The sequence below is a fragment of the Sinorhizobium sp. NG07B genome, from assembly GCF_002532005.1.
GTDB classification, from domain to species: Bacteria; Pseudomonadota; Alphaproteobacteria; order Rhizobiales; family Rhizobiaceae; genus Sinorhizobium; species Sinorhizobium fredii_C.
Window position 1 is genome coordinate 55,481 of sequence record NZ_NWTD01000001.1, and the last position, 26,443, is coordinate 81,923.

Here is a 26,443-nt window from a genome sequence, read left to right on the forward strand (position 1 = left end):
GAGTGCCCCTCACCCTAGCCCTCTCCGAGGGGACCGGAGGGCGCGGCATGTCCCTTCTCCCCGTTAGAACGGGGAGAAGGTGCCGGCAGGCGGATGAGGGGCGGACGCTAGAGAACGGCCTCTCTTGCCCCTTACATTCAATGCGTTTCAGCGTCTCGCCAGGATGGCGTCCAGCCGCGCCTTCATCGCGCTGACTGTCGTCGCATCCGTGTGGCGACGTTCCGGCGGCGCGAAGCCCAGCTCCACTAACCCCTTGTCAGTAGCTGGCTCACGAATAGAGCAGGACGAGTGAACCTCGGCGACGCCAAGCCTCGGCAGGAGCCGATCGATCGTATCGATGGTGACGCCGGATCCTGGCATGATCGAGAGCCGGCCGTCTGACAGTTCCACGAGCTCTGCCAGCGTGTCGACCGCCTCCGGCGCGGTCCTGGCGCCACCCGAGGTCAGGATGCGCTCGAAGCCGAGCGCGACGGCGATCGAGATCGCCTCGGCGAAATCCGGCACCAGATCGAAGGCCCGGTGCAGCGTCAGCCCGAGGCCGGAGGCATGGCGCGTCAGGTCGGCGAGTGTTGGCACGTCGAGCCGCCCGCCCGGCAGCGATGCACCGAGCACGACGCCGGCGAGGCCCGCATTGCGCGCCGCATCGACGTCGCGCCGCATGATGTCGAGTTCGGCGGCGTCGAAGACGAAGTCGCCGGGACGCGGCCGGATCATCGCGTAGGCCGGCAACGGTGTGCGGGCCGCGAGCGCCATCAGTCCGGCGCTCGGGGTCAGCCCGCCCACGGCGAGTGCCGAGCAGAGTTCGATGCGGTCGGCGCCGCCCTCGACCGCTGCCGCCAAGCCCCTGGCATCGTCGACGCAAACCTCGAGCAGGATGCCGCTCATCGGCCCAGCCCTCCGAAGCCGAGCAGCGCGGCGCCGATCAGGCCCGGCTCCACCCGGCATTCGCCGCGCACCACCAGCGGCCGGTCGAAGCGACGGAGGATGCGTTGACGTACCGCCTGGTCGATCTCGGCAAGAAGCGCCTCGGAATTGGAGAGGCCGCCGCCGACGGGCACGACCGTCGCGCCGGTGATGTTGACAACGAGCGCCAGAGGCGAACTGACGAGGTCGACGAAAATGGTGATCGTCCGCGCCGCCTCGGCCTCTCCGCTCTGCCAGGCGCCAATGATTTCGTGGCTGGAAAGCGTCCTGCCATGGATCGTCGCGTGCAGGCGCTCGAGCCCGCGCGCGCCCCCGATCGTGTCGACGCAGCCGCGTTGGCCGCAGCCGCAGTCGAAGGTGGGAATGGCCATGGGCGGGTGCCCCGCATGGGTCGCGGCGACCGGTCCATGGCCCCATTCACCGGCAAAGCCGCCATCGGCATTGATCAGCCTGCCGTCGACCACCAGGCCGCCGCCGACGCCGGTGCCGAGGATCGCGCCGAAGACGATGCGGTGGCCACGGCCGGCGCCGATCCCCGCTTCCGCGAGCGCGAAGCAGTCGGCGTCATTGGCGATCACCACAGGCAGATGCAGCGCTGCCTCGAGCTCGGCCGCCAGTTCGCGGCCGTCGATGCAGGGTATGTTGGCGCATTTGATCCGCCGCGTTTCAGGGTCGATGACGCCGGTGATCGAGATCGCGACCCGATCGGGAAGGCCGCCCGCCTCGTCGAGCACCGATTCCATCGTTTCGACGAAGCGGCGGAAATCGTTGAGCGGCGTCGTTCGGCGGGGCAGCGGGAAGATGCGCTCCGACGAGTGGGTGATCGCACCCTTGATCGCAGACCCGCCGATATCGAAAGAGACGATCATGCCTCGCTCCGGATCAGCGCCTCGAGCGCCAGCGCGGCGGCAAGCAGCCGGTCGTCCTGGTGGTGCGGTGCAGAGATGAGGAAGCCGACCGGCATGCCGGCGGCGCCGGTGCCGCAGGGAATGGAGATGCCACAGAAGTCGAGGAAATTGCCTATCGACGTGTTGCGCAGCGTCTTCGCGTTCACCTTGAAGAACAGATCGTCGTCGGCAAGCAGCGGGTCGATCGGCGGTGCCACATGCGGCAGCGTCGGATGGGCGATCAGTTCGCCGGGCTTAAGGCTCTCGAGGGTCGCGTGGATCAACCGGTCGCGGGCGTTGAGGAGGGCGATATAGTCGCTGACGGCGATTTTTTCGCCGAGGCGCGTACGGACGACGACGCGCGGGTCCATGCGGGCGGCATCCGGCCCGGCAAGCCGCTCGCGGTGCAGCGCATAGGCTTCGGCGTTCACCAGGGCGCCGTGGCGGGCAGTCAGCTCGAAGATCGCGGCAAAGCTCGGGAAGGCCTGGCGCCGCACCCGGACGCCGGCTGCCTCGAGTCTCTTGATCGCCGCCTCGAAGGCAGCGACCACCTCGGCCTCCGCCTCGTCGAAGACGATCGTCTCCGGGATGACGAGCGAAAGATCGGCAAGCTCGGCGCGGCGGATAACCGGCGCCGTCAGGCCGTGCATGGCCGCATCCGCCCAGACGGCGTCCTGCACGCTGTGGCAGAGGGGTCCCAGCGAATCGAGACTCTGGGCGAGCGGAAAGACGCCCTTCATCACATAGCGTCCGCGCGTCGCCTTGTAGCCGACAATGCCGGTCATTGCCGCCGGAATGCGCACCGAACCGCCGGTGTCGGTGCCGATCGCCAGCGGCACGAGCCCGGCGGCGACCGCCGCGGCCGCGCCGGACGACGAGCCCCCGGGAATGCGGTGCACGTCCGTCGAGGCTGGATTGCGGGGCGTGCCGTAATGCGGATTGATGCCGAGCCCTGAAAAGGCGAACTCGCTCATATTGGTGCGGCCGACGCTCACCATGCCGGCGCTGCCGACCGCGGCGACGACCGCCGCGTCTGAAGAAGCCGGCGCATTGTCCTTGAGCACGACCGAGCCTGCGGCCGTGATGCTGCCGGCAACATCGAAGAGATCCTTCCAGGCGACCGGCAAGCCGTCCAAGAGGCCGCGGGAACGGCCGGCCTTGATCCGCTCGGAGGCCGACTTCGCCTCGCGCGCCGCGCGGTCTCGCGTCCGCCCGACGAAGATCGACTGGTCCGCATGTCCTTCGATCCGCGTCAGCGTATCCTCTGTGAGCGCGAGGGAATCCAATTGTCCCGACTGTACGAGAACAGCGAGGCTGGCGAGCGTCTTGTGCTGGGTCATGGCTTCCCCCTGGTCGACTCACAGTCCGCCGCAACGGACCTGACTTGCTTCCGCTTTAGAATATCGCCGTCCATGGTGTTTGCCAGCGCCGGCCTGTTGAATCGTAGTGCACCGCGAAGGAGTGCGGCGCAAGTGCCTTGCCGCGGGCGACGCGGCTGCCTACATCGAACCCACTTGTCCTTTATGGAGATCGATCATGATCGTCGACTCGGCGCGGCTCGCCTCCGCCAATCTCTTTGCCGCCGAGACGCGCGCGGTTTTCTGGAAGGTCATCGCGCTCACGCTGCTGGCGCTCGTCGCCCTCTGGTTTGCTATGCGCGAGCTGTTCGTCTGGCTGGCGCTGCCCTGGATCGACGTGCTGATGCCCGGCACGCCCGAATGGGCGGGCTGGATCACGTTCGTCGTCGGCATTTTCGCCAGCCTCGGCCTCGCTCTCGCCTTGGCGCTGCTGCTTGCTCCGGTGACAGCGCTGATCGCCGGCTTCTTTCTCGACGATGTCGCCGAGGTGGTCGAGAAGCGCGATTATCCGGCCGAGCCGCCGGGCACCCCGCTGCCGCTTGCCGAGGCGATGATAAGCTCGGTGAAGTTCCTCGGAGTCGTCATTCTCGGCAACATCGTCGCGCTCTTCCTGCTGCTGGTGCCGGGCATCAATCTCATCGCCTTCTTCCTGGTTAACGGCTATCTGCTCGGCCGCGAATTCTTCGAATTTGCCGCCATGCGCCACCGCTCGCCGGCCGAGGCGCGGCTCTTCCGCGCCAAGCACAGGGCGACGGTGTTCCTTGCCGGCCTCGTGATCGCGGCCTTCCTGGCCGTGCCGTTCATCAACCTGCTGACGCCGCTGTTTGCCGCGGGCATGATGGTGCACCTGCACAAGAGGCTGTCGGCACGCGATCCCGGCTTTTCCGCGGTGAACGCCGTCGCAGCCGGGGCACGGGGCTGACTGCCATGCTTGACGGCGCAGCCAGGTTGGTCAATTTGCCCGTCGATAATAAAGAGATGGAGAAGCGCATGAGCGACATGGAGAGCCGGATCGTTCATTTGGAAGAAACGGTGGCGCATCAGGCAAAAACCATCGAGGAGCTTTCCGACCAGCTTGCCGAGCAATGGAAGGTGGCCGAGCAGATGCGTGCCAAGCTCGACCGGCTGACTGAGCGTTTCCTGACCCTCGAGGAACAGGCGCGCGAGGCGATCCCGGTGACACGGCCGCCGCACTATTGAGACGGGCAGCAAAAAGCCGCCGGCTCTTGCGAACCGGCGGCCTTGCGAATGTCTTGCCGATCAGTACGGACAGGTCTCGTCCGTCATGTAGTCGTGCACCTGTACCTTGCCGGAGATGATATCGGCCTTCACCTTTTCCACCGCATCGAGCATTTCCGGCGTGATCAGCGGCTTGTTGTGCTCGTCGAGCGCGTAGCCGACGCCGTCCTCCTTGAGGCCGAGATTGGAGATGCCGAACTCGAACTTGTCGTCCTTAGCCGCCGTGAAGGCGTCATAGACGGCGACGTCGACTCGCTTCAGCATCGAGGTCAGCACCTTGCCCGGCTGCAGCATGTTCTGGTTGGAGTCGACGCCGATGCCGAGCTTGCCCGCATCCGCCGCCGCCTGAAGCACGCCGACGCCGGTGCCGCCGGCGGCGTGATAGACGACGTCCGCGCCCTGGTCGATCTGCGACTTGGCGATTTCACCGCCCTTGACCGGATCGTTCCAGGCGTCCGGCGTCGTGCCCGTATAGGCTTCGAGCACCTTGACGTCTCCGCCGACAGACTTGGCGCCGCCGACATAGCCGCAGGCGAATTTGTGGATCAGCGGGATATCCATGCCGCCGACGAATCCGACAGTCTTCGACTTGGAGGCGAGCCCGGCGAGCACGCCGACGAGATAGGAGCCTTCCTGTTCCTTGAAGACGATCGATTTGACGTTCGGCTTCTCGACCACCATGTCGACGATGGCGAACTTCGTATCCGGATATTCCGCAGCGATCTTTTCGAGCGATGCGGCCCAGTTGAAGCCGGCCATGACGATCGGGCTATTGCCGTCGCTGGCGAAGCGGCGCAGCGCCTGTTCGCGCTGGGCATCATTGGCGATCTCGAATTCGCGGTATTCGATGCCCGATTCGGCCTTGAACTTTTCTGCGCCGTTGAAGGCCGCTTCGTTGAAGGATTTGTCGAACTTGCCGCCGAGATCGTAGATGAGCGCCGGCTTGACGTCGGCGGCCAGTGCCGTCGCAGACATCATCGAGAAAGCAAAGAGACCGAGAATGGTTTTTTTCATCTTGCAGCCCTGTTGTCGCAATTGGATCTTTTCGGGTTTCCGCGGGCGGCGTGAGCCTTGCCTGCGGAGCCCGCCCCTCTTCTGTTTAAGGCTTGGGTGGGCGCATCCTTGCACGGCTTCTTCAAAAAAACATCCAAAATTTTTCAGATGGTAAAAAAGCCGCCGGCCCGCTTTGGAGCGCTGGCGGCTGGCGCAAGCGGACGGACTTCGCTTCAGCCGATCGGACAGCTGACGCCGGTGCCGCGCAGGCCGCAATAGCCGTCCGGATTCTTGGCGAGATATTGCTGGTGGTAGCCCTCGGCGAAATAGAACGGGCCGGCAATTGCGATTTCCGTGGTGATCTCGCGGTCGTGATTGAAGGCCCTGAGCGCCCGCTTGAATGTATTGCGCGCTGCATTCGCTTCGGCAAGCTGTTCCTCGTCGAAGACATAGATGGCCGAGCGGTAGGTGGTGCCGATGTCGTTGCCCTGCCGCATCCCCTGTGTCGGGTCGTGCTCCTCGAAAAAGGTCTTGAGCAGGCGGCCGAGCGACAGTTTTTGCGGATCGTAGACGACCAGCACGACTTCGGCATGGCCGGTCAGCCCCGTCGTCGTCTCCTGATAGGTGGGGTTCGGCGTCAGTCCGCCGGAATAGCCGACGGCCGTCACGTGGACTCCGTGGATCTGCCAGAAGAGCCGCTCGGCGCCCCAGAAGCAACCCATGCCGAAAAGCACCTTCTTCATGCCCTCCGGGTAGGGGCCCTTCAGCGACCGGCCGGAGACGAAGTGCGTCGCAGCCGTCGGAATTTCCTCGGCGCGGCCGGCAAGCGCGGTCTCGGCGTCGGGCAGGATGTTCTTCTTGTTGAACATGTCGATCAGAAACATCTGCGGCTCCTTCCGATGACCGAAAGCGTTGAGCGGCGCGGATTCAGGCCGCAAAGCGCCCGGCGGCCGGCTTCTTCTTGTATCCCGCCATCCACAGGACCAGCGCGACGACGAGCATGACGGCGAAGGCCGGCTGCATGAAGATCCAGTGCAGGGCGGTCAGCCAGATGGCCGGCCCCGCATCGGTCCGCTGCAGCGATTGCACCCAGTTGAGCGCATCCGGCCCGAGCAGCCCGATCCCTTCCGCAAGCGGCGTCAGCACTGGCTCGGAGGCGGCCACCGACTGGATCGAATCGATGGTGCCCGCAAGCACCGCGGCCATCAGCGCGACGAAGCTTGCAAAGCGCAGCAAGAGCCGCATTCACCCTCCTTGGCCGGGTTCGCCCCTTAAAGCCTGTCGATCGTTTCCAGCCGCCCCATTCCCGCTCGGCGTGTCTTATGGAAAGAGATAGGCTCGCCGCCGGACGAGCGCAATGGCGGAGCGCGCCACAACATCTCACGCAATGTCAACAATCTGTCAGAAACCAGTTGATCCGCCGCCAATCATCAGTATATATCGCGCCCGTCCGCCGGTTTTGCCGGCAGCACGGTGGAGTTCACTCCCCCATCCAGCCGGAGTGACCAACGGCTGCAGACGGATGGACAGGTGGCCGAGTGGTTGAAGGCGCACGCCTGGAACGCGTGTATACGTGAAAGCGTATCGAGGGTTCGAATCCCTCTCTGTCCGCCATATTTTCCTTTGTGATCCTCAGCGCCCGCCCCGCCGGATGTTCGCGTGACAGCGGCACCGACCCGTGGCATAGGGGTGCCCGCAACCCCACCGAGCCGTCCCCCACATGATCCGCATCGAGAATATCAGCAAGTCCAACAGTCACCGCATTCTTTATATCGAAGCCTCCGCCGCCTTGAACCGCGGCGAAAGGATCGGCCTTGTGGGTCCGAACGGGGCGGGGAAGACGACGCTTTTCCGGATGATTACCGGCGAGGAACAGCCCGACGAGGGGCAGGTCTCGGTCGAGAAGGGTGTAACGATCGGCTATTTCGACCAGGATGTCGGCGAGATGGCCGGGCGGTCCGCGGTTGCCGAGGTGATGGAAGGGGCAGGGCCTATCAGCGCCGTGGCGGCGGAGCTGCGTGAGCTCGAGGCGGCCATGTCGGATCCGGAGCGGATGGACGAAATGGACGCGATCATCGAGCGCTACGGGGAAGTGCAGGCGCGCTACGAGGAGCTCGACGGCTATGCGTTGGAGGGGCGTGCCCGCGAGGTCCTTGCCGGCTTGAGCTTCAGCCAGGAGATGATGGACGGCGACGTTTCCAAGCTGTCGGGCGGCTGGAAGATGCGCGTGGCACTCGCCCGCATCCTCTTGATGCGCCCGGACGTCATGCTGCTCGACGAGCCGAGCAACCACCTCGATCTCGAAAGCCTGATCTGGCTGGAAGATTTTCTGAAAAGCTATGACGGCGCCCTGCTGATGACCTCGCACGACCGCGAGTTCATGAACCGGATCGTCACCAGGATCATCGAGATCGACGGCGGCGCTTTGACGAGCTATTCCGGCGACTATGGCTTCTACGAGGAGCAGCGGGCGCTGAACGAGAAGCAGCAGCAGGCCCAGTTCGAGCGCCAGCAGGCCATGCTCGCAAAGGAAATCAAGTTCATCGAACGCTTCAAGGCCCGCGCCTCGCATGCCGCGCAGGTGCAGAGCCGGGTCAAGAAGCTCGAGAAGATCGATCGCGTCGAGCCGCCGCGGCGTCGCCAGACGGTCGCCTTCGATTTCCTGCCGGCGCCGCGTTCCGGCGAAGACGTCGTCAATCTCAGGAACGTCCACAAGGCCTATGGGAGCCGGACGATCTATGGCGGACTCGACTTCATGGTGCGCCGGCGCGAACGCTGGTGCATCATGGGCATCAACGGCGCCGGAAAATCGACGCTGCTGAAGCTCGTCACCGGCTCCGCCCAGCCGGACCAGGGCAGTGTGTCGCTCGGCGCCAGTGTCAAGCTCGGCTATTTCGCCCAGCATGCGATGGATGTGCTCGACGGCGACAGCACCATCCTCCAATGGCTGGAGGAACGCTTTCCCAAGGCCGGTCAGGCGCCGCTCCGGGCGCTGGCCGGCTGTTTCGGCTTTTCCGGCGACGACGTGGAGAAGCGCTGCCGGGTGCTCTCCGGCGGCGAGAAGGCGCGGCTGGTGATGGCGGCAATGCTGTTCGACCCGCCGAACTTCCTCGTCCTCGACGAGCCGACCAACCACCTCGACCTCGATACCAAGGAGATGCTGATCAAGGCGCTCTCGGCCTATGAGGGCACCATGCTGTTCGTCTCGCACGACCGCCGCTTCCTGTCGGCACTGTCCAACCGCGTCCTGGAACTGACGCCGGGCGGCATTCATCAATATGGCGGCGGCTATCGGGAATATGTCGAGCGCACCGGCCAGGAGGCGCCGGGCCTGCGCGGGTGAGGTTCGGCTGGCGTCGGGGGGATCGCTGCAGGGCAGCTCACTCCTCTTGCGGCGGCTCGACGGGATCCAGAATGTCCGCCGCATCATATTTCGGCGAGCCGACCTTGCGGTCGATCGGCCACATGGTCATCAGCTCCGCCGGAAACGGCCTCATCAGCTCCGCCGGATCCGCTTCCGGCGAAAGCCAGCGTTCATAGTCTTGTCCGTGCAGGATCACCGGCATGCGGTCGTGGATCTTGGCGATCATCTCGTTTGCCGGACAGGTGATGACGCAGAAGGTGCGGATGTCCTCGTCGGTTTCCGGGTCGCGCCAGGTATCCCAGAGGCCGGCAAGCGCGAAGGGCTCGCCGGATTTCATGGCGATCGCGTAGGGCTGCTTGTTCTTGCCGGTGCCGTAAATGTCCTTCCACTCGAAGAAGCCGTCGACCGGGATCAGGCAGCGGCGCCGGCGATAGGCGTCTTTGAACAGGCCGACGGTCGAAATACCTTCCGAGCGCGCATTGATCGGCGGCGGCCGGCCCGGCTGCGTTTTCGCAAAGCGCGGGATCAGCCCCCAGCGGGCGCTCGCGAAGCTCGGGCCGAACACGTCGGGGTCGCGTATCACCTCGGTGACGATGATCGGATAGTAAAGCGACGGCGCACCGTTATAACGCGGGAACTGGTTGGCCATCCCCTCGACCGCTTCCCGCTCGGCAAAGGAGAATTCGCGCAACAGACCGTCGAGATTGCTCTTGATATAGACCCGCCCGCACATCGCCTCGCCCTCTCTCAAAGCAAAGGTATCGCGCCGGTCTGCGAGGTCAATGACGATGGCGGCACGCCGTTCAGGGTTCGACGAAGGCCTTGATGTTCTGGGCCTGGATTTCCCATCCCTTCTCGTTGCTGCAGATCACTTCCTCGCGCCGCTCCTGCGGCAGGGAACCGAAGCCCGATTCGGTGATCGTCAGATGCGTACCCTTTGTCGTCGGTTTGAGGTGGAATTCGACGCGCGTCGAAGGTGCATTCGAAACGTCGGCATTCGGATCCTCTGAATGCGGCCAGCGAAAGGCGAAGAGCTGCGACGGCTCCATTCGCTCTGTCACCGAGGTCCATTTGATGCCCTCGTGGCCGGGATAGGTGATTTCGCCGGTGGTGACCTGACCGACCACGAAGGGCCCGTCGAGCTTGACGCGAAACCATTCGCCGAAGGCCTCGTGATCGGTGAGCGCACGCCACACCCTCTCGACCGGAGCCGCCAGTTCGATGCGCTTTTCGATGCTGTCCTTCATGCTCTGCCCTCCGCGCCCCTTGTGCTGCTCAGCCCGCCGCTTCGCCGGGTCGCGCCGTCAGCCGGTTCTCGACGCTCTGGACGCCGATCACCGAGGCCGCCGCCTCGCCGGCGCAGGCAATGTCCGCTTCGCGCGCCACCGTTCCGGACAGGACAACCATGTTGCCGAGGGCGATCACGTCCATGTCGCTCGTGTCTATGAAAGTCGCGTAGCGGAGGAAGCGCAAGACCTTCTGCGCCAGATCGTCATCGGTCAGATGCGGGTCGTCGTCCTTGTGCGAATAGATCGGATGCTCGCTCGACATTCTTTTGACCCCGTCCTCAAGCGCAACGCTTTGTGACGGCTGAATGTTCCGGGTGTAAATGGTCGCAGCCGGCGGCCTTTTCTTGACGGTGTCGCGCGCCCTAATCCGGTACGGTTGAAGGGAGCATGCACTACAGCGCCGCGCGTCTTATCAGACGCGCAAAGGTCGCTGTAGCACTTTGAATTGCTGCATGTCTTTGTCCTTAAATCGAGGTCGATTTAAGGAGACATGCAGTAGGCCGCTGCCTTGCCTCCACCGTCAAAACGGGTCTATGCGTCGGTCTGTCTGCATGAATCACAAATGCGCGGCTCCGGGCGCGCTCCCCTCCGACCCGCTCTCGGGAACCGATCGCAATCAATCGGTTCAAGCCGAACTGTCGTGATAAGGCTCGCGCATGTCCGAAGTCTTTTTGAATGTGCTCCCGATCTTCGTGCTGATCCTCACCGGCTGGCTGATCGTGAAATTCGGCTATCTGAAGCCGGCCGTTGGCGAGGCGCTGGGCGACTTCGTCTTCCGGGTTGCCGTGCCGGTCCTTCTGTTCCGCACCATCGCCGAGGCGGATTTCAAGGAGGGGTCGCCCTGGCCGCTCTGGGTCGCCTATTTCTCCGGCGTCGCCGTCACCTGGACCATCGGCCATCTGGCCGCGACGCTCGGCTTCGGCCGCGACCAGCGCATGGGCGTGCTGGCCGGCGTCTCCTCGGCGTTTGCCAACACGGTCTTCATCGGCCTGCCCTTGGTGTCCCGGGTGGTGGGGGAGGAGGGGATCGTCGCACTTTCCATCCTGCTTTCGGTGCATCTGCCGGTGATGATGATCGCCGGGACCGTGATGATGGACCGCGCCGACCAGAAGGTGAGCGGCCGGCCGCGGCAGAGCCTATTCAAGCTTTTAGCCGGGGTGGGCCGCAATCTCGCCCGCAATCCTCTGGTGATCGGGCTTGCCTTAGGAGCGCTCTTCCATCTTCTCGGCCAGCCGCTCGGCGGTCCGGCCAAGATCGTGGTCGATCAGCTTGCAGGCGTCGCCGCCCCAGCAGCACTCGTCTCGATCGGCATGGCGCTCGACAAATACGGGCTCGCCGGCAATACCGGCCTCGCCGCCGTCACCAGCACGCTGAAGCTCGTCGTGCTGCCGGGCGCCGTCTTCGCCGCCTGCCATCTCCTGGGCCTGAGCGACAGTTGGACCGCCGCCCTAGTCCTGACGTCTTCCGTGCCGACCGGCGTCAATGCCTGGCTGATCGCCAACCACTTCAATGTCGGCCACGGCCTCGCCTCCTCGACCATCACGCTGACCACCGCCCTCGGCGTCGTGAGCGTTTCGGCCTGGGCCTATCTGTTGATGTAATGTAGGTTTTCGCGCTCGCGCTTGCCGCTCATCCCGCTACCGCGACCTTCTCCCCGCAGGCTGGGAGAAGGGGTATGCCGCACCGGACGAGCCTACTCCTGCATGCGGCGAGAGGGTTCAAGCCGGCGCGGCATCGTCCCTTCTCCCCGTACAAACGAGAGAAGGTCGCGGCAGCGGGGTGAGGGCTCGGAGCCCCCGTTTCGCTAGAACAGCCGGTCGAGCCAGCCGTGGCGGTCCGGGGCGCGGCCGTTCTGGATGTCGAGCAGCGCGGCCTTCAGCTGGCCGGCCACCGGACCGGCGCCGCCGTCGCCGATCGTGAAGTTGCGGGTGCGGCCCTTCACCTTGCCGATCGGCGTCACCACAGCGGCGGTACCGCAGGCGAAGGCCTCGGCCAGCCGGCCGCTCTCGGCATCCGCCTGCCACTGATCGATCGAATAGGGCTCTTCGCGCACCGTGAGGCCGAGGTCGCGTGCGAGCGTGATCAGCGAATCGCGGGTGATGCCCGGCAGGATCGTGCCGGTGAGCGGCGGCGTCTGCAGCGAGCCGTCCTCGAAGACGAAGAAGACGTTCATGCCGCCGAGCTCCTCGATCCAGCGCTTTTCGACGGCGTCGAGGAAGACGACCTGGTCGCAGCCCTCGCGGGTCGCTTCTGCCTGCGCGGCGAGGCTTGCCGCATAGTTGCCGCCGCATTTCGCCTCACCGGTGCCGCCGGGGGCCGCCCGCGTGTAGTTTTCGGAGGCCCAGAGCGTCACCGCCGGAGCGCCTCCCTTGAAGTAGGAGCCCACCGGCGAGGCGATGACGCAATAGAGGTAGTCGGACGAGGGCTTCACGCCGAGGATCGCCTCCGTGGCGATCATGAACGGCCGGAGATAGAGCGAGGCGCCTTCAGCCGCCGGAATCCAGTCGCGATCCGCCCGCACCAGGGCGCGCACGGATTCGACGAACAGCTCTTCCGGCAAGGGCGCCATAGCCAGGCGATTGGCGGAGTTGGTGAAACGGCGCGCATTGGCGCCCGGGCGGAACAATGTGGCGCCGCCATCCGGCAGGCGGTAGGCCTTCATGCCTTCGAAGATCTCCTGGGCATAATGCAGCACCACCGTCGACGGGCTGAGATCGAAAGCCTTCCGCGGCTCGATCCGGGCGTCATGCCAGCCGCGTCCCTCGGAATAGCGGATCGTCGCCATGTGATCGGACAGCACGCGGCCGAAGCCCGGGTTCTTGAGCAGGGCCTCACGCTCGCCCGCTGCCATGGGGTTCGGATGTGTCTCGATGAGGAAAGTTCCGCCGCTGGTCATCTATCGTCCGCTCCTTCGCTCCGAATGCAACCGTCCCGCTCACACGCAGAGGGACCAGGCTCCGATCGGATTGCATTTGGTTACATTGTCAGTTGCACAGATATTAGCATCGCCAAAGAAAAATCCGATAGGCGCGGCATCGGCGCGAAGCTTTCCGGCGCTCACCCGGCGGCGACTGATCGGATAGAAAAAGCCCGGTCGATGACCGGGCTCTTCGAAAAGAAATATCGATCGCTTAATGTGCCGGGGCCGGTGCCGGAGCCGCCGCCTGACCGGCTTCCGCCGGAGCCGGGGCAGGAGCCGCCGTCTGACCACCTTCGGCAGGGGCGGCAGCCGGTGCCGCGTCCGTCGCGCCGGTCGCGTCCGCCGCCGGCAGCGGTGCCGGGCTGTCGGCCTTCTCGCGAAGCCAGGCGATCAGATTCGCCCGCTCGTCCGGCTTCTTCAGGCCGGCAAAGCCCATGGCCGTGCCCGGCACGTGTTTCTTCGGCGCCTCGAGGAAGTAGCTCAGGTGGTCGTAGTCCCAGACGACCTTGCCGCCTTCGGCAAAGGTCTTCATGCCGGCGGAGTAGGCGAAGCCCTCATGCGAGGCGACCGGACGGTTGACGAGGCCCCAGAGATTCGGGCCGACCTTGTTCGGTCCGCCCTTCTCGATGGTGTGACAGCTTGCGCATTTCTTGAACACGGCTTCACCGGCGGAAGCGTCGGCCTTGGCGAGCAACGGGCCGATCGGCTCCGACTTTGCTTCTTCGCCGCCGCCCGCACCGGCCTCGGCGGTCGGCTCCTCGGCGACGATCGCGAAACCTTCCTTCTCGGGAGCTTCGGAATGGAAAATGCCTTCAGAAGCAATGGACACGGTCATCAGCACGAAGACCGTACCCAGCAAGGCACCCACACCCATGTTCACATATGGATTCATCTGCAAACGCTCCCTTTGCCACCGGCGCAAACAAAAACCCGGCCCATCTTGAAATCGCGCGGAACCTATGTCTTTTGGCTCTGCGTTGCAACAGAGATTATCGCCCCCGAAGTGAGACCTTTTGACACTTTCTCAGGGGTTTTTGAAGGCATGACGATGAATTGTGAAAATTCGGGCAAAGCCCTCGTGCTCATCCCCGCGCGCATGGCCTCGACGCGCCTGCCGGGCAAGCCGCTCGCCGACATCTGCGGCCTGCCGATGATCGTCCAGGTCGCCAGGCGCGCGGCGGAAGCAGACGTCGGCCGGATCGTCGTCGCCGTCGATCATGACGAGGTCTACGAGGCGGTGCGCGACGCCGGCTTCGAAGCGGTCATGACGCGCATCGATCACCAGTCCGGCTCCGACCGGATCTACGAGGCGCTGCAGAAGGCCGACCCTAACGGAGAGGCGGAAATCGTCATCAATGTCCAGGGCGACCTGCCGACAATCGAGCCCGGCCCGATCCGCGCGGCCTTGAAGCCGCTCGAAAACGCTGCGACCGATATCGCCACGCTGACGGTGGAAATCACCGACGAGCACGAGAAAACCAATCCGAACGTCGTCAAGGTGGTCGGGTCGCCGCTGTCGGAGAGCCGGCTGCGCGCGCTCTATTTCACCCGCGCGACCGCACCCCATGGCGCCGGGCCGCTCTATCACCATATCGGCCTTTACGCCTACCGGCGGAGCGCACTTAAGACGTTCGTGTCGCTGGAGCCTTCGACGCTCGAGAAGCGCGAATCGCTCGAGCAGTTGCGGGCCCTCGAGGCGGGCATGCGCATCGACGTCGAGATCGTCAATTCCGTGCCGCTCGGCGTCGACACGCCGGCCGACCTCGAAAAAGCCCGCCGCATGCTCTCGGCTTGAAAGGACAGCCAAAGTGACCGTCAAGACCAACAGGATTGCCTTCCAGGGCGACTTCGGCGCCAATTCCGACATGGCTTGCCGCGACATGTTCCCGTCGATGGACCCGTTGCCCTGCCAGACCTTCGAGGATGCCTTTCTGGCGGTCGAGAACGGCGAGGCGGATCTCGGCATGATCCCGATCGAGAACACGATCGCCGGCCGCGTCGCTGACATCCATCACCTGCTGCCCGAATCGCGCCTGCATATCGTCGGCGAATATTTCATGCCGATCCGCTTCCAGCTGATGGTGCTTCCGGGCGTCAAGCACGACGAAATCCGCACCGTGCACAGCCATATCCATGCGCTCGGCCAATGCCGCAAGATCGTCCGCGCCAATCGCTGGAAACCGATCGTCGCCGGCGATACGGCCGGTGCCGCCAAGCTCGTCGCCGAGACCGGTGACCGCTCGATGGCAGCGCTCGCCCCGCGGCTTGCCGCCGACCTCTACGGGCTGGAGATCATCGCCGAAAACGTCGAAGACACCGACAGCAACGTCACCCGCTTCGTTGTGCTGTCGCGCGAGGAGCAGCGCACGACGCGCAAGTCGGACGACGAGTTGATCATCACCACCTTCGTCTTCAACGTGCGTAACATTCCGGCCGCTCTCTACAAGGCAATGGGGGGCTTTGCCACCAACGGCATCAACATGACGAAGCTCGAAAGCTACCAGCTCGGCGGCAAGTTCGTGGCGACGCAGTTCTATGCCGATATCGAGGGCCATCCGGACGACGAGGGCGTGCGCCACGCCATGGACGAGCTGCGCTTCTTCTCGGAAAACGTGCGGATACTCGGGACGTACAAGGCGCATCCGATGCGTGGGGTGCTCTGAGGGCCAGTCGGGAACGATGCGTGGGCGGACTTTCGACCGCTTGCCAGAGGCGTGCATTTGAGAAATATGCAGCGTCCCAGGCAGGTCGCCTGAGTTCGCCGAATGCGGTGTGCTTCAGGAGCGCTTCTGCCCGGGCCTCCATCCCCGTCGTCATCCTCGGGCTTGACCCGAGGATCCATGTTACGCTGGCCAAATCACCGCCAGAACCGGTGCTTGCGATTGGATCCTCGGGTCAAGCCCGAGGATGACGCTTTGAGGGGATGTCACGACCCATTGCGGCGTCGACAGTTCGGTCAGGCGGTTGCCGCAGCACCTTGTACGGCGGTCTCCGATGCCCGCAATTCTGCTGGCAGCGTGTGCCGGATGGACGTCCCGGACCTTCGAAAAACGGCGAATTATCGTTAACCGGCTACGCGTCCAGCGCATGCCTAATTTGCAATCATGGAACTACTGAAATCTTAGGCAAATGCCTATTTGACCTTCGTCAAGAAAAAGAAAATGGAGTGTCAAAAATGAAGATCCGTCAGAAGATCATGGAATATGCAAAATTGCGCCGTGCGGTACGCGAGCTGAACGCTCTGGACGACCACGCACTGAGCGACATCGGTCTTTCCCGATCCCAGATCCAGGCTGCCGTCTACGGCCGCTAATATACAATTGCCCGCGCGTGCATTCTACCCGCGGCGCGAAAGTCTTCCACACCCCGCCGGCGTTCCCGCGGGGTGTGAGCGAAGCCTGCACTTGCCTTTGCATCATTCGTCGTAGAGGCAGACACGCAGGCGATGCCCGTCCGGATCGAGGGCGACGAAGGTCGGTCCGAAATCCATCCTCGTCAGTTCCTGCGCAATCAACAGCCCCATCGCCTGCCATTCCTCATAGTGAGCGCGGACGGCCTCTTCTCCCTCCACCATGAATGCGACTTCGGCCCGGCTGCCTTCGCCGACAGGCTGGGGCTGCACCTTCTCCAGTGCCCAGAGACCCAAGGTGAAGCCTTCCTTGAACTCGAAGGAGCAGAAGGTCGGAAAGGCGGCCGTCGGTTCCTTGCCGAGCAGCTTGCGATAGAATTCGACGCTTACCAGCGGATCGGCAACATAGAGGACGATGAGATTGGGATTTGCCATGATGGTCTCCTTCTTTCGGGACCTTCAAGCTAGCGGTGCCTGCTGTCAGTTTTTGTCAGCAGTTTGAGCGTGACGGAAAGGCGAACTTCTCAGTCATTCAGACCCCGACAGGGTCGACGCCATGCGTGGCGCGCCAGTCCTTGAGCAGCGCCTGGCGCCGGCGCGGGTAGCGGCTGTCGAGCAGTGCCGCCTCTGCGATCCGGTCGGTCCGGAAATGGCGGAAGCCCTGACGGAGCTCGCACCAGGCGGCGAGCACCCGTGTCTCCTCGAAAAATCCAAGCGCAAAAGGCCAGACCGTGCGGCGGCTGTCGCGGCCGTCATTGTCGAGATAGCTGAGCTCGAGCTTGTGCTCGGAGCGGATCGCCTTGCGCAACAGGCCGAGATCGACCCGGTCGGCGACCGGTTGACGTGGGCCCACGAGCAGTGTGGAACCGTCGAGCTTCTCCTTGAGCTCGGCCGGCAGCACCGAGCCGATCTTCGCCAGAGCGTCGCCCGCCGCTGTCGCAAGCCTCTTGTCGCCGCGTTTCGCAACCCAGCGTGAACCGAGCACCAGCGCCTCGATCTCCTCCTCGGAGAACATCATCGGCGGCAGCAAAAAGCCCGGCCTGAGGACATAGCCGACGCCCGCCTCGCCTTCGATCCCGGCGCCCTGGGCCTGCAGGCTGGCAATATCGCGATAAAGGGTGCGGAGGCTGACGCCGGTCTCCTCGGCGAGTGTCCGGCCACTCACCGGCCGGCGGTGGCGTCTCAGCACCTGAATGAGATCGATGAGCCGTTCCGAGCGCGACACCGATTCCTGTCCCTACCCGCTCAGCTGCGCTCCGGCCAGGACAGCCAGTCGCGCATCAACTGGTGGGCGATCGCCCCCTTCGGCGGCGGGATGTGCTCGTCCGGCGTCGTCGCGACCCCTGTCGAACGCTCCAGCATCGCTTCGGTCTCCGCACGGGTGAACCAGCGCACGTCCTCGAGTTCCTGCTCGTCGCGCTTGATGGCGGTCGATCGCGCCTCGGCATAGCAGCCGATCATCAGCGAGTGCGGCAGCGGCCAGGGCTGCGAGGCGTGATAGCGCACCCGGCCGATGCGGATGCCCGATTCTTCGTGCGTTTCCCGGCGCACGGCGTTTTCGATGGTCTCACCCGGCTCGACGAAACCGGCAAGGCAGGAATACATGCCCGGCGCGAAATGCGGGCTGCGGCCGAGCAGGCAGAGGTCGCGCTCGATGTCGACCGTCAGCATGATGACGACCGGGTCGGTGCGCGGAAAGACCATGTGGCCGCAGGCGGTGCAGATTCGCCGGTAGCCGCCGGCGGCACCGTCCATCGGCCCGCCGCATCGGCCGCAGAAGCGGTTGTTGGCGTTCCAGGTGATCAGGCTCGACCCTTGGGCGAACTGCCCGAGCAGCTCCTCCGGCAGCATCTGCTGCCGGTAAAGCATGCGCGCATCGGCGATCTTGAAAGGTCCTGGCACGGTCTCCTCGGTCAGGCCGGAAGGAACGGCGAGCCGCGGCTCGCCGTTCGGCAGGAAGCCGAGCAGGACCGCCTCGTCGATCGTCGGTTCGAGACCGGCGAGCTCATAGGGAGCGAAAAGCGGATCGATGATCTTCTCGTCGTGCTTGACGATCAGCTTCGCCCCGGAAAAGGCGAGGAAATGCGCGCCCGGATGTTTGAGCGCCTTCTCGACGCAATCGTCGGCGCGATGCTCGGATTGCCGGTCGAGGTGATTTTCCGCGAAGGCGACGAAGGTGCTCGGCTCCGGATGGGGGCTGTGAAGATCGAAGATCGTTTTCGTCATTTCAAAGATTTTCCAATATACGCGCTGCGAATACCTGATGCTCGCCTTCGGGCCACGGCTCGGCCTTGCCGAAGCCCCAGACCGGACCGGGCCAGTTCGGATCGCCCTTGCGGCGGGCGATGACATGCACATGAAGCTGCCGGACGATGTTGCCGAGCGCGCCGATGTTGATCTTCTCTGCTCCGGTGACTTTCTTGAGCGCCGTTGCCGCCATATTCGTCTCGAAGGTTAGCATCGCCTGGTCGAGCGGCGTGAGCTCGAAGACCTCCGAGACGTCGGCCCGCTGGGGGATGAGGATCAGCCACGGCCAGCGGCGGTCGTTCATCAGGCGAAGCTGGCAGAGGCCGAACGGGGCGATCGGTATGCCGTCGCGCTCGAGGCGCTCGTCGAGCGTGAATTCGGTCAAGAAAAACTCCCTCGGGATCAAGCGGATTCGCCTTGTATTCTATATCGATAGCAGTTTTTTGGCGGCTTGGCTTGCATTTGCTTCAGTTATTGCCGATATGGAAGCCGGGAGGTTGGTGGTGGACGAGCCACTCGCCAACCGGGTCAGGTCCGGAAGGAAGCAGCCCTAACGAGCCCCGGCACGGGTCATCGTGCCAGCCTCCCACCTTCTCCGTCCTGTCGGGACAAGAGTTCGAACAGCGGCAGGGTCGATGAGCGACGAAGCGCCCATTTCATCCCCAGTTTCATCCGTCGAAAAACCGGCCGCCTACCGCGTTCTGGCGCGCAAATACCGCCCCAAGGATTTCTCCGACCTGATGGTCGGCCAGGAGCCGATGGTGCGCACGCTCACCAACGCCTTCGAGACCGGCCGCATCGCCCAGGCCTATATGCTGACGGGCGTGCGCGGCGTCGGCAAGACGACGACGGCGCGCATTCTGGCGCGGGCGCTGAACTACAAGACCGCCGAGATCGACAAGCCGACGATCGACCTGCGCGTTCCGGGCGAGCACTGCCAGGCGATCATGGACGGCCGCCATGTCGACGTCATCGAGATGGACGCCGCCTCCCATACAGGCATCGACGACATCCGCGAGATCATCGAGCAGGTGCGCTACAGGCCTGTCTCGGCGCGCTACAAGGTCTACATCATCGACGAAGTGCACATGCTCTCGACCCAGGCCTTCAACGGCCTGCTGAAGACGCTCGAGGAGCCGCCGGAGCATGTGAAGTTCATCTTCGCGACGACCGAGATCCGCAAGGTTCCGATCACCGTCCTGTCGCGCTGCCAGCGCTTCGACCTGAGGCGCATCAGCGCCTCGGACCTGGTCGGGCTCTTCTCCACCATCCTCGGCAAGGAGGCCGTGCCCTTCGAGCCGGAGGCGCTCGCCATGGTAGCGCGTGCGGCGGAAGGTTCGGCGCGCGACGGCCTGTCGCTGCTCGACCAGGCGATCGCCCATGGCGGCGGCTCGGTCGAGATGGAAACGGTGCGCTCGATGCTCGGTCTCGCCGACCGGGCACGGATCGTCGATCTCTTCGAGCACATCATCAAGGGCGACGCCGCGGCGGCACTCGCCGAATTCACGGCGCAATACGAGGCCGGCGCCAATCCGACGATCGTGCTTACCGATCTTGCCGACTTCACCCATCTCGTGACGCGCATGAAATATGTGCCCGAGGCGGCGAACGATCAGTCCTTGAGCGAGGTCGAGCGCCGTCGCGGTGCCGAATTCGCCGGCAGCGTCGCGGTCACCACCCTGTCGCGCATCTGGCAGATGCTCCTGAAGGGCATTCCCGAGGCGGAAAGCTCGGCGCGTCCCGCCGGCGCCGCCGAGATGGTGCTGATCCGGCTCGCCCATGCAGCTCACCTTCCCTCGCCGGAAGAGGCTGCGCGGCGTTTGCTCGAGCTTTCGGGCGGCGAGGCAGGCGAGGGGCGCCCTGCGCCGGCCGGCAATGGCAGCGGTACCCAAGCTCAGGCCGCCCAGCCCCCCGTTCAGGCCCGTTCCGTCGAGGCGGTGCCCGTGCAGCGGCCGTCCGGCAACGGCGCGACCATGCTGCGCGCCGTGCCGGATGCCGCTCCCCAGCCGATCGCCGTCGGCCGCATCGAGGAGAAACCGGCGCCGGCAGCCGCCGCCAGGCCGGAGCCGAAGGTCCCGGTCAATTCGGTAAGCGACATCGCCGACCTCTGCGCGAAGAACCGCGACATCAAGCTGAAGACGCTGGTGCGCGGCTTCCTGCGGCTCGTCCATATCGAGCCCGGCCGGCTCGACGTCAACCTCCCCGACGATGCGCCGAAGACGCTGCTCAATGAGCTGGCCGTCAAGCTCAAGGAGTGGACCGGCATCCACTGGGTCGTCAGCTACAGCCGCGAGCCGGGCGAGCCGACGCTGGTCGAGGCCGATCAGCGTGCCCAGGAACAGCGCGTCAACGACGCCCGCCAGGATCCGGACGTCGCCGCGATCTTCGCGCGCTTTCCGGGCGCGCGGATTACCGACGTACGCATCCGCGCCGCGGAGGAAGAGGCCGAAATGCTCGCCCCGGCGGCCGCCGAATCCGCGGACGGCGATATCGTACCCGGCGACGACATCGAGTAGGCGCCGAGACACGGGGCGCCTTCGAATTCAGGCAGACATAGCAACCGACAGGAGACGACGATGCGCGACATCATCGGCATGATGGGCAAGGTCAAGGAAATGCAGGCCAAGATGGAGAAGCTGCAGGCGGAGATCGCCGCGCTCGAAGTCGACGGCACCGCCGGCGGCGGCCTCGTCACTGTCCGGCTCGACGGCAAGGGCCATATGAAGAGCCTGAAGATCGACCCTTCGCTCTTCAAGGAGGACGATGTCGAAATCCTCGAGGACCTGATCGTCGCCGCCCACAAGGACGCCAAGGAAAAGGCGGACGCGGTGCAGGCGGAAAAGACCCGCGAACTCACTGCCGGCCTGCCGATCCCGCCCGGCATGAAGCTGCCCTTCTGATTGGCGGAGATCGCCGTCAAAGCGATTCCGTTTATCGGGGAGATGCGCTAAAAGCCGGCCATGGCAAAGCGAGTCACCGGTCCCGAAATCGAAAAGCTCATTCAGCTCCTGGCAAAGGTGCCGGGGCTCGGCCCCCGTTCTGCGCGCCGCGCCGCGCTGCATCTCGTCAAGAAGAAGGAGCAATTGCTCGGTCCGCTGGCCGAGGCGATGGGCGAGGCGCATCGCAAGGTGAAGATCTGCTCCTGCTGCGGCAATGTCGATACAATCGATCCCTGCACCGTCTGCACCGACGAGCGGCGCGACCAGGCGGTGATCATCGTCGTCGAGGACGTTGCCGATCTCTGGGCGCTGGAGCGCGCCGGGGCGCTGAACGCCGCCTATCATGTGCTCGGCGGCACGCTGTCGCCGCTCGACGGCATCGGCCCGGATGATTTGAACATCAAGGGGCTCGTCGATCGCGTCGCCAAGGGCGGCGTGCGCGAGCTGGTCATCGCCGTCAATGCGACCGTCGAAGGCCAGACGACGGCTCACTACATCACCGACCAGCTCGCGGGCATGGAGGTGAAGATCACCCGCCTCGCCCATGGCGTCCCCGTCGGCGGCGAGCTCGACTATCTCGACGAAGGCACGCTGACCGCCGCGCTTCGGGCGCGCACGACGATCTGAAGGAATGCCGATGCGTTTGAAGTCTCGTATTCGCTCGTGGTTTGCCGGTCCTGCAGGGTCCACCCCCCTCTGCCCTGCCGGGCATCTCCCCCACAAGGGGGGAGATCAGTTTGGAACGAGCGCACAAATTCACAACACCGCCGCCGCACACGCGTCTCTTTCCGCAGGGGGAAGCCCTTGCCGCCCGCCAATCTCCACCCTTGTGGGGGAGATGCCCGGCAGGGCAGAGGGGGGTAAGCCTCGCGCACGCCTAATCCTCGCGACCATCGCCGCACTCCTCGCCCTCAACCTTCCCGCCCACGCCGCCACCAAGGCCGATGTCGAAGCAAAGTTCCGTCAGTGGCTTGCGAAGGATCTCTGGCCGGAGGCGAGACAGGCCGGGATTTCCGCTTCTGCTTTCAAGGCCGCCTTCGCCGATGTGAAGCTCAATTGGGACCTGCCCGATCTGGCGCCGCCGGGCTTTCCGAAGGCGAAGGAGCGCAAGCAGAGCCAGGCGGAGTTCTCGTCGCCCGGTTCCTATTTTTCCGAGAAGAGGCTGCAGGGCCTCGCGGCGACCGGCCGCAGCCTCGCCTCAGCGCATGCCTCGACCTTGAAGCGGATCGAGCGGAGCTACGGCGTTCCGGGACAGGTCGTGCTGGCCATCTGGGGGCGCGAATCCGGCTTCGGCCGGGCGAAGATCCCGCATCCGATCATGGACGTGCTGGCCACCAAAGCCTTCATGTCGACGCGGCCGGAGCTTTTTCGGCGCGAATTGATCGCGGCGCTCACCATCCTTGAGAGCGGCGACGTCAAGGAAAGTGAAATGCGCGGTTCCTGGGCTGGCGCCATGGGCCAACCGCAGTTCCTGCCGTCGAGCTTCCTGAAATATGCGGTGGACTTCGATGGTGACGGCCGCCGCGACATCTGGAATTCCGTGCCGGACAGCCTCGCCTCGATCGCCAATTATCTGTCTGAAAAGGGTTGGCAGAGCGGCCGCGACTGGGGCTTCGAAGTATCGATCCCTAACGGCGTCTCCTGCGCCCAGGAAGGCCCCGACCTGGCGCGGCCGATTGCCGATTGGGCCGGCATGGGGATCGCCCGCGTTTCCGGCAAGGCCTTTCCGTCCGCTGAGCGGTCGGCTTCCGGCATGATGCTGGTGCCGGCCGGCACCCACGGGCCGGGCTTTGTCGTCACGCCGAATTTCTACGTCATCAAGGAATACAACAATTCCGACCTCTACGCCCTCTTCATCGGCAACCTTGCCGACCGCATCGCCTCGGGCGGCGGCGCCTTCCGAGGCGAATGGGGCGATGTCGGCAAGATGCTGCGCTCCGACGTGCTCGGCATGCAGAAGGCGCTGGTCGCAATCGGCTACGATGTCGGCAAGGTCGACGGCTTGCCGGGCTACAAGACCCGCCGCTCGCTCGGCGACTGGCAGGCGAAGAACGGCCTGGCGCCGACTTGCTTTCCCGATCCGTCGCTGAAGGCGAAGCTGCGCTGACTTTGGGTCTGGCCGCAAAAGGCTGAATTCCTCGGGAAAGGCCAAAGAGCCGTTCCGCCAGGAAGCGCAGCTCATCGCGCACAGGGTCTGGTGTTTGATACAGTCCTTGAAAACGTCCGCGAACCCCGACGTCGTGGCCGCCGGCCACGGCGCTAGCGATCATCGGTCTCGCCTCTACCCTGAATGGACTACAGTGGACGTGTCGCCGTTCCGTGCCGCTTTTTAGCCAGATCTGATACACTACAGCGCCGCGCGTCTTATCTGATGCGCAAAGGTCGCTGTAGCATTTTGAATTGCTGCATGTCTTGGGTCCTTAAATCGAGGTCGATTTAAGGAGACATGCATTAGCAATTGCAGGAGCATGCCAACAATCAAAGGAGGAATGTCATGGTACGCTATGATTGTATCGCCATGCTTGTAGCATACTTCATCTCCATGGCGCCAATGGAAGCTCGGGCCGGTCCTATGGAAGATGTGAAGGCCGCATATACAGCTTGGGACGAGGCCTTTGGAAAGCGGGATGCCAAGGCGGTTGCCACCTTCTATGCGGAGGACGCGCTTCTTCTTCCTCCTAGCCATGATTTGATCGAGGGACCTGCTGGCGTTGAAAAGTTCTTCAGCGGCATATTCGGCATGGGCGCCACCGATCACAGACTTGAGGTGATCAGGGTGGATGGCGACGGAAAGTTGATTTACGGCGCAGCTAAATGGTCTGCCAAGGGCAAGGATGCCCAGGGCAAAGACCAGCCTTGGGGTGGGATTGCCACGCATGTCTTTGAGCGCCAAGCCGATGGCAGTTTGAAAATCAAGCTCCATACGTTCAATTGACTTCAGTTCTGCCGATGAGTGTTCGCAGAATTGAGCATGATCGCACTTGGGCCGTATTGACCACCTGCCTACTCTCGACGGCGATCGTGATCGGCCCGGCGACCTTTCCAGTCGCCAAGCGTGCTCATCGCCAACGGACTCACGGAGCCAATTTTTGCCGTTTCGGCTCCGGTGCTCGGCGTCAGATTTTCGCATCTGCCCCCTCAATGCATCTCCGCCGGCTGCTTGTAGCGCTCGTAATGCCCGGGAACGATCGTCTGGCGCTCGATCAGCCGGTGGACGCGCGGCGGCTGGTCGCCGCGGTGGAGCGCCGTCAGCTTGTCGCCGACGGCCGCGTCCGCCTGCGTGCGCCGCTGGTTGTGGCGGACATATTCGACCCAGGTCGGCACGTGATAGGTCTCGGTCCAGATGATCGGGTTTTCGAGGTCGCGCATCAGCGCCCAATGGCCAGCGCCGTCGCGGATGCGGATGCGCCGCCGCTCCGCCATGGTCGTCAGGAATTCGGGGATGTCCGGCTCGTCGATCTCATAGTCGATCATCACGACGATCGGTCCGCTGCGGGGTTTCAGGTCGAGAGCGAGCAGCGGTTCGTTGAAGCGGTTGAGCGGGTCGAGGTTCAGCGACGTGAACTCCGGCAGCGCGAAGCGCAGGCCGATGGCGATGCCGGTAAGCATCAGAAGACAGGAGCCGATCAGCGCATTCGCGGCGCCGTATTCTTCGGCGGCGACGCCCCAGAGCCAGCTGCCGGCGGCAATACCGCCGAAGGTCGTCGTCTGGTAGAGCGAGAGAGCCCGTCCTACCACCCAGCGCGGCGTCGAGAGCTGCACCGTGGTGTTGAACAGCGACAGCGCCAGCACCCAGCAGGCGCCTGAGACGGTGAGGGCGAGCGAGGTCAGCCATGCCTGCGGGCTGAGCGCAGTGACGATCGCGCTTGCGGCGAAGCCTGCGAAGGCCAGCCGCACGATCGCTTCGCTCGACAGGCGCTCCCGGAGGCGCGCGCTGAGCAACGCGCCGCCGATCGCCCCGAGGCCGAAGGCGCCAAGCATGATGCCGTAGGTGAGCGGTCCACCCTTGACGAGGTCGCGGGCGACAAGCGGCAGCAGCGCCAGGATCGCGCTTGCCGAAAGGCCGAAGGCGAAGCCGCGCAGGAGCACCTTGCCGATATTGGGCGACATCGCCACATAGCGCAGCCCGGCCGAAACCGCTCGGCCCAGCCGCTCGCGCGGCAAGGCGCTTTGTGGGATGCTCGGCCGCCAGCGGGAAATCGCGAACAGGATGGCGAAATAGCTGAGCGCGTTGACGGCGAAGGCCGCGGCCGCTCCGGCGGCGGCGACGACGGCGCCGCCGATCGCCGGGCCGACGCTGCGGGTGATGTTGAAGCCCATGCTGTTCAGCGCGACGGCCGCCGGCAGGTCGTCGCGCGGCACCATGTCGCCGACCGAAGCCTGCCAGGACGGGTTGTTGAGCGCCGTGCCGCAGCCGATCAGAAAGGTGAAGAGCAAGAGCAGCCACGGGGTGATCAGCCCGTAATAGGCAAAGACGGTCAAGAGCGCCGAAACGGCAAGCATGAAGGCCTGGGCGACCAGCATGATCCGCCGCCGGTCGAAATTGTCGGCGAGCGCGCCGGAGACCAGCGAGAAGAGCATGATCGGCAGCGAGGTCGAGGCCTGCACCAGCGCCACCATGTTGACCGATTGGGAGATGGACGTCATCAGCCAGGCGGCACCTACCGCCTGAATGAGGCCGCCGAAATTGGAAGCGAGGCTGGCGATCCAGATGATCCTGAACGTGTCGTGCCGGAAGGGCGCCAGCGGCGATATGCGGTTCGTCACCTCGTGTCTCTCTCATTTGGCGATGATGCGGGGTGTGGTCTCGTTATAAACCTCGAAATGCGGCACGCCAGCCGCTTAAACTTGCCATTAGACGGGATTTGCCTCCTCTGCCGGCCGGGTCTGCCGCAAGCCTTGCAATTTCCGGCGATGCAGCGTATATGAGCGTC

General features: G+C 64.4%; 28 protein-coding genes, 1 tRNA gene and 1 other RNA gene. 14 read left to right on the plus strand and 16 right to left on the minus strand.

The features are described 5' to 3' along the window. Positions 1 to 147: 147 nt before the first annotated feature. From CO664_RS00245 to CO664_RS00255, 3 genes are read right to left on the minus strand one after another with little or no spacing between them, the layout of a single operon-like run. Positions 148 to 885: a copper homeostasis protein CutC gene (locus CO664_RS00245; RefSeq protein ID WP_097537651.1), complete on the minus strand. Its 738-nt coding sequence runs from the start codon at positions 883 to 885 to the stop codon at positions 148 to 150. Further along, positions 882 to 1,793, minus strand: coding sequence for an ROK family protein (locus tag CO664_RS00250; protein ID WP_097537652.1), 912 nt, complete (start codon positions 1,791 to 1,793; stop codon positions 882 to 884). The genes CO664_RS00245 and CO664_RS00250 overlap by 4 nt, the downstream gene beginning before the upstream one ends. Then, positions 1,790 to 3,151: an amidase gene (locus CO664_RS00255; protein ID WP_097537653.1), complete on the minus strand. Its 1,362-nt coding sequence runs from the start codon at positions 3,149 to 3,151 to the stop codon at positions 1,790 to 1,792. Before CO664_RS00255 ends, CO664_RS00250 begins: the two co-directional genes overlap by 4 nt. A gap of 196 nt (positions 3,152 to 3,347) precedes the next feature. On the opposite strand from CO664_RS00255, the gene CO664_RS00260 reads away from it, so the two are divergent. Both CO664_RS00260 and CO664_RS00265 read left to right on the plus strand, forming a co-directional pair. Further along, positions 3,348 to 4,091: a sulfate transporter family protein gene (locus CO664_RS00260; protein WP_037422502.1), complete on the plus strand. Its 744-nt coding sequence runs from the start codon at positions 3,348 to 3,350 to the stop codon at positions 4,089 to 4,091. A gap of 68 nt (positions 4,092 to 4,159) precedes the next feature. After that, a complete protein-coding gene (locus CO664_RS00265; protein ID WP_037422499.1) occupies positions 4,160 to 4,369 on the plus strand; it encodes a SlyX family protein in 210 nt (69 codons plus the stop codon). Positions 4,370 to 4,429: 60 nt separating this feature from the next. Here the strand turns inward: CO664_RS00265 and CO664_RS00270 are convergent, their stop codons facing one another. The 3 genes from CO664_RS00270 to CO664_RS00280 form a co-directional block, all read right to left on the minus strand. Then, positions 4,430 to 5,422 (minus strand): BMP family ABC transporter substrate-binding protein, encoded by a 993-nt coding sequence (locus tag CO664_RS00270; RefSeq protein ID WP_097537654.1) that lies wholly within the window; start codon positions 5,420 to 5,422, stop codon positions 4,430 to 4,432. A gap of 212 nt (positions 5,423 to 5,634) precedes the next feature. Beyond that, a complete protein-coding gene (gene msrA / locus CO664_RS00275; RefSeq protein ID WP_037422488.1) occupies positions 5,635 to 6,285 on the minus strand; it encodes a peptide-methionine (S)-S-oxide reductase MsrA in 651 nt (216 codons plus the stop codon). Between the two features lie 43 nt (positions 6,286 to 6,328). Continuing rightward, positions 6,329 to 6,646, minus strand: a complete 318-nt coding sequence (locus CO664_RS00280) for a hypothetical protein (RefSeq protein WP_037422486.1) — start codon at positions 6,644 to 6,646, stop codon at positions 6,329 to 6,331. A gap of 279 nt (positions 6,647 to 6,925) precedes the next feature. On the opposite strand from CO664_RS00280, the gene CO664_RS00285 reads away from it, so the two are divergent. Together CO664_RS00285 and abc-f are read left to right on the plus strand one after the other, a co-directional pair. Beyond that, positions 6,926 to 7,015 (plus strand) — tRNA-Ser (locus CO664_RS00285). A 106-nt stretch (positions 7,016 to 7,121) separates the two neighbouring features. Beyond that, the gene (gene abc-f / locus CO664_RS00290) at positions 7,122 to 8,744 is read left to right on the plus strand and encodes a ribosomal protection-like ABC-F family protein (protein ID WP_097537655.1); all 1,623 of its coding nucleotides are present in this window, start codon (positions 7,122 to 7,124) and stop codon (positions 8,742 to 8,744) included. 37 nt (positions 8,745 to 8,781) lie between these two features. Here abc-f and CO664_RS00295 read toward each other — a convergent pair whose 3' ends face one another. From CO664_RS00295 to CO664_RS00305, 3 genes are all read right to left on the minus strand, one after another. Further along, on the minus strand, positions 8,782 to 9,498 hold the full coding sequence (locus CO664_RS00295) for an SOS response-associated peptidase (RefSeq protein WP_097537656.1): 717 nt from the start codon (positions 9,496 to 9,498) through the stop codon (positions 8,782 to 8,784). 70 nt (positions 9,499 to 9,568) lie between these two features. Further along, positions 9,569 to 10,012 (minus strand): SRPBCC family protein, encoded by a 444-nt coding sequence (locus tag CO664_RS00300; RefSeq protein ID WP_037422474.1) that lies wholly within the window; start codon positions 10,010 to 10,012, stop codon positions 9,569 to 9,571. Between the two features lie 28 nt (positions 10,013 to 10,040). Then, entirely contained in the window at positions 10,041 to 10,316 is a 276-nt protein-coding gene (locus tag CO664_RS00305) for a BON domain-containing protein (RefSeq protein ID WP_037422472.1), read from the minus strand. Between the two features lie 394 nt (positions 10,317 to 10,710). Between CO664_RS00305 and CO664_RS00315 the strand changes: the two genes are divergently transcribed. Continuing rightward, entirely contained in the window at positions 10,711 to 11,655 is a 945-nt protein-coding gene (locus CO664_RS00315; protein WP_097537657.1) for an AEC family transporter, read from the plus strand. Positions 11,656 to 11,858: 203 nt separating this feature from the next. On the opposite strand, the gene CO664_RS00320 is transcribed toward CO664_RS00315, so the two are convergent. Beyond that, positions 11,859 to 12,950, minus strand: coding sequence for a branched-chain amino acid aminotransferase (locus CO664_RS00320; RefSeq protein ID WP_037422467.1), 1,092 nt, complete (start codon positions 12,948 to 12,950; stop codon positions 11,859 to 11,861). A 235-nt stretch (positions 12,951 to 13,185) separates the two neighbouring features. Further along, on the minus strand, positions 13,186 to 13,866 hold the full coding sequence (locus tag CO664_RS00325; RefSeq protein WP_097537658.1) for a cytochrome c family protein: 681 nt from the start codon (positions 13,864 to 13,866) through the stop codon (positions 13,186 to 13,188). A gap of 156 nt (positions 13,867 to 14,022) precedes the next feature. On the opposite strand from CO664_RS00325, the gene CO664_RS00330 reads away from it, so the two are divergent. The 3 genes from CO664_RS00330 (at position 14,023) to CO664_RS00340 (ending at position 16,287) form a co-directional block, all read left to right on the plus strand. Continuing rightward, positions 14,023 to 14,769, plus strand: coding sequence for a 3-deoxy-manno-octulosonate cytidylyltransferase (locus CO664_RS00330; RefSeq protein ID WP_097538544.1), 747 nt, complete (start codon positions 14,023 to 14,025; stop codon positions 14,767 to 14,769). A gap of 13 nt (positions 14,770 to 14,782) precedes the next feature. Next, entirely contained in the window at positions 14,783 to 15,637 is an 855-nt protein-coding gene (locus CO664_RS00335) for a prephenate dehydratase (protein ID WP_037422463.1), read from the plus strand. 512 nt (positions 15,638 to 16,149) lie between these two features. Then, positions 16,150 to 16,287 (plus strand): DUF1127 domain-containing protein, encoded by a 138-nt coding sequence (locus tag CO664_RS00340; protein WP_012710021.1) that lies wholly within the window; start codon positions 16,150 to 16,152, stop codon positions 16,285 to 16,287. Positions 16,288 to 16,389: 102 nt separating this feature from the next. Here CO664_RS00340 and CO664_RS00345 read toward each other — a convergent pair whose 3' ends face one another. The 4 genes from CO664_RS00345 to CO664_RS00360 form a co-directional block, all read right to left on the minus strand. Next, a complete protein-coding gene (locus CO664_RS00345; RefSeq protein WP_097537659.1) occupies positions 16,390 to 16,758 on the minus strand; it encodes a VOC family protein in 369 nt (122 codons plus the stop codon). 97 nt (positions 16,759 to 16,855) lie between these two features. After that, on the minus strand, positions 16,856 to 17,548 hold the full coding sequence (locus CO664_RS00350; protein ID WP_097537660.1) for a YafY family protein: 693 nt from the start codon (positions 17,546 to 17,548) through the stop codon (positions 16,856 to 16,858). A 20-nt stretch (positions 17,549 to 17,568) separates the two neighbouring features. Continuing rightward, positions 17,569 to 18,549 (minus strand): NAD(+) diphosphatase, encoded by a 981-nt coding sequence (gene nudC / locus CO664_RS00355; protein WP_097537661.1) that lies wholly within the window; start codon positions 18,547 to 18,549, stop codon positions 17,569 to 17,571. A gap of 1 nt (position 18,550) precedes the next feature. After that, entirely contained in the window at positions 18,551 to 18,955 is a 405-nt protein-coding gene (locus tag CO664_RS00360) for an HIT family protein (protein ID WP_037422456.1), read from the minus strand. A gap of 107 nt (positions 18,956 to 19,062) precedes the next feature. Between CO664_RS00360 and ffs the strand changes: the two genes are divergently transcribed. The 6 genes from ffs to CO664_RS00395 all read left to right on the plus strand — a co-directional run bounded on the left by ffs (position 19,063) and on the right by CO664_RS00395 (position 24,444). Beyond that, an RNA gene (gene ffs / locus CO664_RS00365) (signal recognition particle sRNA small type) lies at positions 19,063 to 19,160 on the plus strand. A 45-nt stretch (positions 19,161 to 19,205) separates the two neighbouring features. Next, positions 19,206 to 21,086 (plus strand): DNA polymerase III subunit gamma/tau, encoded by a 1,881-nt coding sequence (locus tag CO664_RS00370; RefSeq protein ID WP_097537662.1) that lies wholly within the window; start codon positions 19,206 to 19,208, stop codon positions 21,084 to 21,086. 60 nt (positions 21,087 to 21,146) lie between these two features. After that, the gene (locus CO664_RS00375) at positions 21,147 to 21,470 is read left to right on the plus strand and encodes a YbaB/EbfC family nucleoid-associated protein (RefSeq protein WP_037390630.1); all 324 of its coding nucleotides are present in this window, start codon (positions 21,147 to 21,149) and stop codon (positions 21,468 to 21,470) included. 60 nt (positions 21,471 to 21,530) lie between these two features. Then, positions 21,531 to 22,136: a recombination mediator RecR gene (gene recR / locus CO664_RS00380; protein ID WP_097537663.1), complete on the plus strand. Its 606-nt coding sequence runs from the start codon at positions 21,531 to 21,533 to the stop codon at positions 22,134 to 22,136. 202 nt (positions 22,137 to 22,338) lie between these two features. Then, a complete protein-coding gene (locus tag CO664_RS00385; RefSeq protein WP_234819741.1) occupies positions 22,339 to 23,616 on the plus strand; it encodes a lytic murein transglycosylase in 1,278 nt (425 codons plus the stop codon). Positions 23,617 to 24,003: 387 nt separating this feature from the next. Further along, positions 24,004 to 24,444, plus strand: a complete 441-nt coding sequence (locus CO664_RS00395; protein WP_234820071.1) for a nuclear transport factor 2 family protein — start codon at positions 24,004 to 24,006, stop codon at positions 24,442 to 24,444. Between the two features lie 203 nt (positions 24,445 to 24,647). Here CO664_RS00395 and CO664_RS00400 read toward each other — a convergent pair whose 3' ends face one another. Further along, entirely contained in the window at positions 24,648 to 26,276 is a 1,629-nt protein-coding gene (locus tag CO664_RS00400; protein WP_037422427.1) for an MFS transporter, read from the minus strand. Positions 26,277 to 26,443 lie beyond the last annotated feature (167 nt).

What these genes read in the sequence shown, in the direction of transcription:
- CO664_RS00250 (WP_097537652.1), bottom strand. Translation starts at nt 1,793, where the DNA reads ATGATCGTCTCTTTCGATATCGGCGGGTCTGCGATCAAGGGTGCGATC.
- CO664_RS00280 (WP_037422486.1), bottom strand. Translation starts at nt 6,646, where the DNA reads ATGCGGCTCTTGCTGCGCTTTGCAAGCTTCGTCGCGCTGATGGCCGCG.
- CO664_RS00370 (WP_097537662.1), top strand. Translation starts at nt 19,206, where the DNA reads ATGAGCGACGAAGCGCCCATTTCATCCCCAGTTTCATCCGTCGAAAAA.
- CO664_RS00260 (WP_037422502.1), top strand. Translation starts at nt 3,348, where the DNA reads ATGATCGTCGACTCGGCGCGGCTCGCCTCCGCCAATCTCTTTGCCGCC.
- CO664_RS00395 (WP_234820071.1), top strand. Translation starts at nt 24,004, where the DNA reads ATGGTACGCTATGATTGTATCGCCATGCTTGTAGCATACTTCATCTCC.
- CO664_RS00315 (WP_097537657.1), top strand. Translation starts at nt 10,711, where the DNA reads ATGTCCGAAGTCTTTTTGAATGTGCTCCCGATCTTCGTGCTGATCCTC.
- abc-f (WP_097537655.1), top strand. Translation starts at nt 7,122, where the DNA reads ATGATCCGCATCGAGAATATCAGCAAGTCCAACAGTCACCGCATTCTT.
- CO664_RS00300 (WP_037422474.1), bottom strand. Translation starts at nt 10,012, where the DNA reads ATGAAGGACAGCATCGAAAAGCGCATCGAACTGGCGGCTCCGGTCGAG.
- msrA (WP_037422488.1), bottom strand. Translation starts at nt 6,285, where the DNA reads ATGTTTCTGATCGACATGTTCAACAAGAAGAACATCCTGCCCGACGCC.
- CO664_RS00330 (WP_097538544.1), top strand. Translation starts at nt 14,023, where the DNA reads ATGAATTGTGAAAATTCGGGCAAAGCCCTCGTGCTCATCCCCGCGCGC.
- CO664_RS00255 (WP_097537653.1), bottom strand. Translation starts at nt 3,151, where the DNA reads ATGACCCAGCACAAGACGCTCGCCAGCCTCGCTGTTCTCGTACAGTCG.
- CO664_RS00340 (WP_012710021.1), top strand. Translation starts at nt 16,150, where the DNA reads ATGAAGATCCGTCAGAAGATCATGGAATATGCAAAATTGCGCCGTGCG.
- CO664_RS00325 (WP_097537658.1), bottom strand. Translation starts at nt 13,866, where the DNA reads ATGAATCCATATGTGAACATGGGTGTGGGTGCCTTGCTGGGTACGGTC.
- CO664_RS00295 (WP_097537656.1), bottom strand. Translation starts at nt 9,498, where the DNA reads ATGTGCGGGCGGGTCTATATCAAGAGCAATCTCGACGGTCTGTTGCGC.
- CO664_RS00265 (WP_037422499.1), top strand. Translation starts at nt 4,160, where the DNA reads ATGAGCGACATGGAGAGCCGGATCGTTCATTTGGAAGAAACGGTGGCG.
- CO664_RS00305 (WP_037422472.1), bottom strand. Translation starts at nt 10,316, where the DNA reads ATGTCGAGCGAGCATCCGATCTATTCGCACAAGGACGACGACCCGCAT.
- CO664_RS00345 (WP_097537659.1), bottom strand. Translation starts at nt 16,758, where the DNA reads ATGGCAAATCCCAATCTCATCGTCCTCTATGTTGCCGATCCGCTGGTA.
- nudC (WP_097537661.1), bottom strand. Translation starts at nt 18,549, where the DNA reads ATGACGAAAACGATCTTCGATCTTCACAGCCCCCATCCGGAGCCGAGC.
- CO664_RS00375 (WP_037390630.1), top strand. Translation starts at nt 21,147, where the DNA reads ATGCGCGACATCATCGGCATGATGGGCAAGGTCAAGGAAATGCAGGCC.
- CO664_RS00245 (WP_097537651.1), bottom strand. Translation starts at nt 885, where the DNA reads ATGAGCGGCATCCTGCTCGAGGTTTGCGTCGACGATGCCAGGGGCTTG.
- CO664_RS00270 (WP_097537654.1), bottom strand. Translation starts at nt 5,422, where the DNA reads ATGAAAAAAACCATTCTCGGTCTCTTTGCTTTCTCGATGATGTCTGCG.
- recR (WP_097537663.1), top strand. Translation starts at nt 21,531, where the DNA reads ATGGCAAAGCGAGTCACCGGTCCCGAAATCGAAAAGCTCATTCAGCTC.
- CO664_RS00320 (WP_037422467.1), bottom strand. Translation starts at nt 12,950, where the DNA reads ATGACCAGCGGCGGAACTTTCCTCATCGAGACACATCCGAACCCCATG.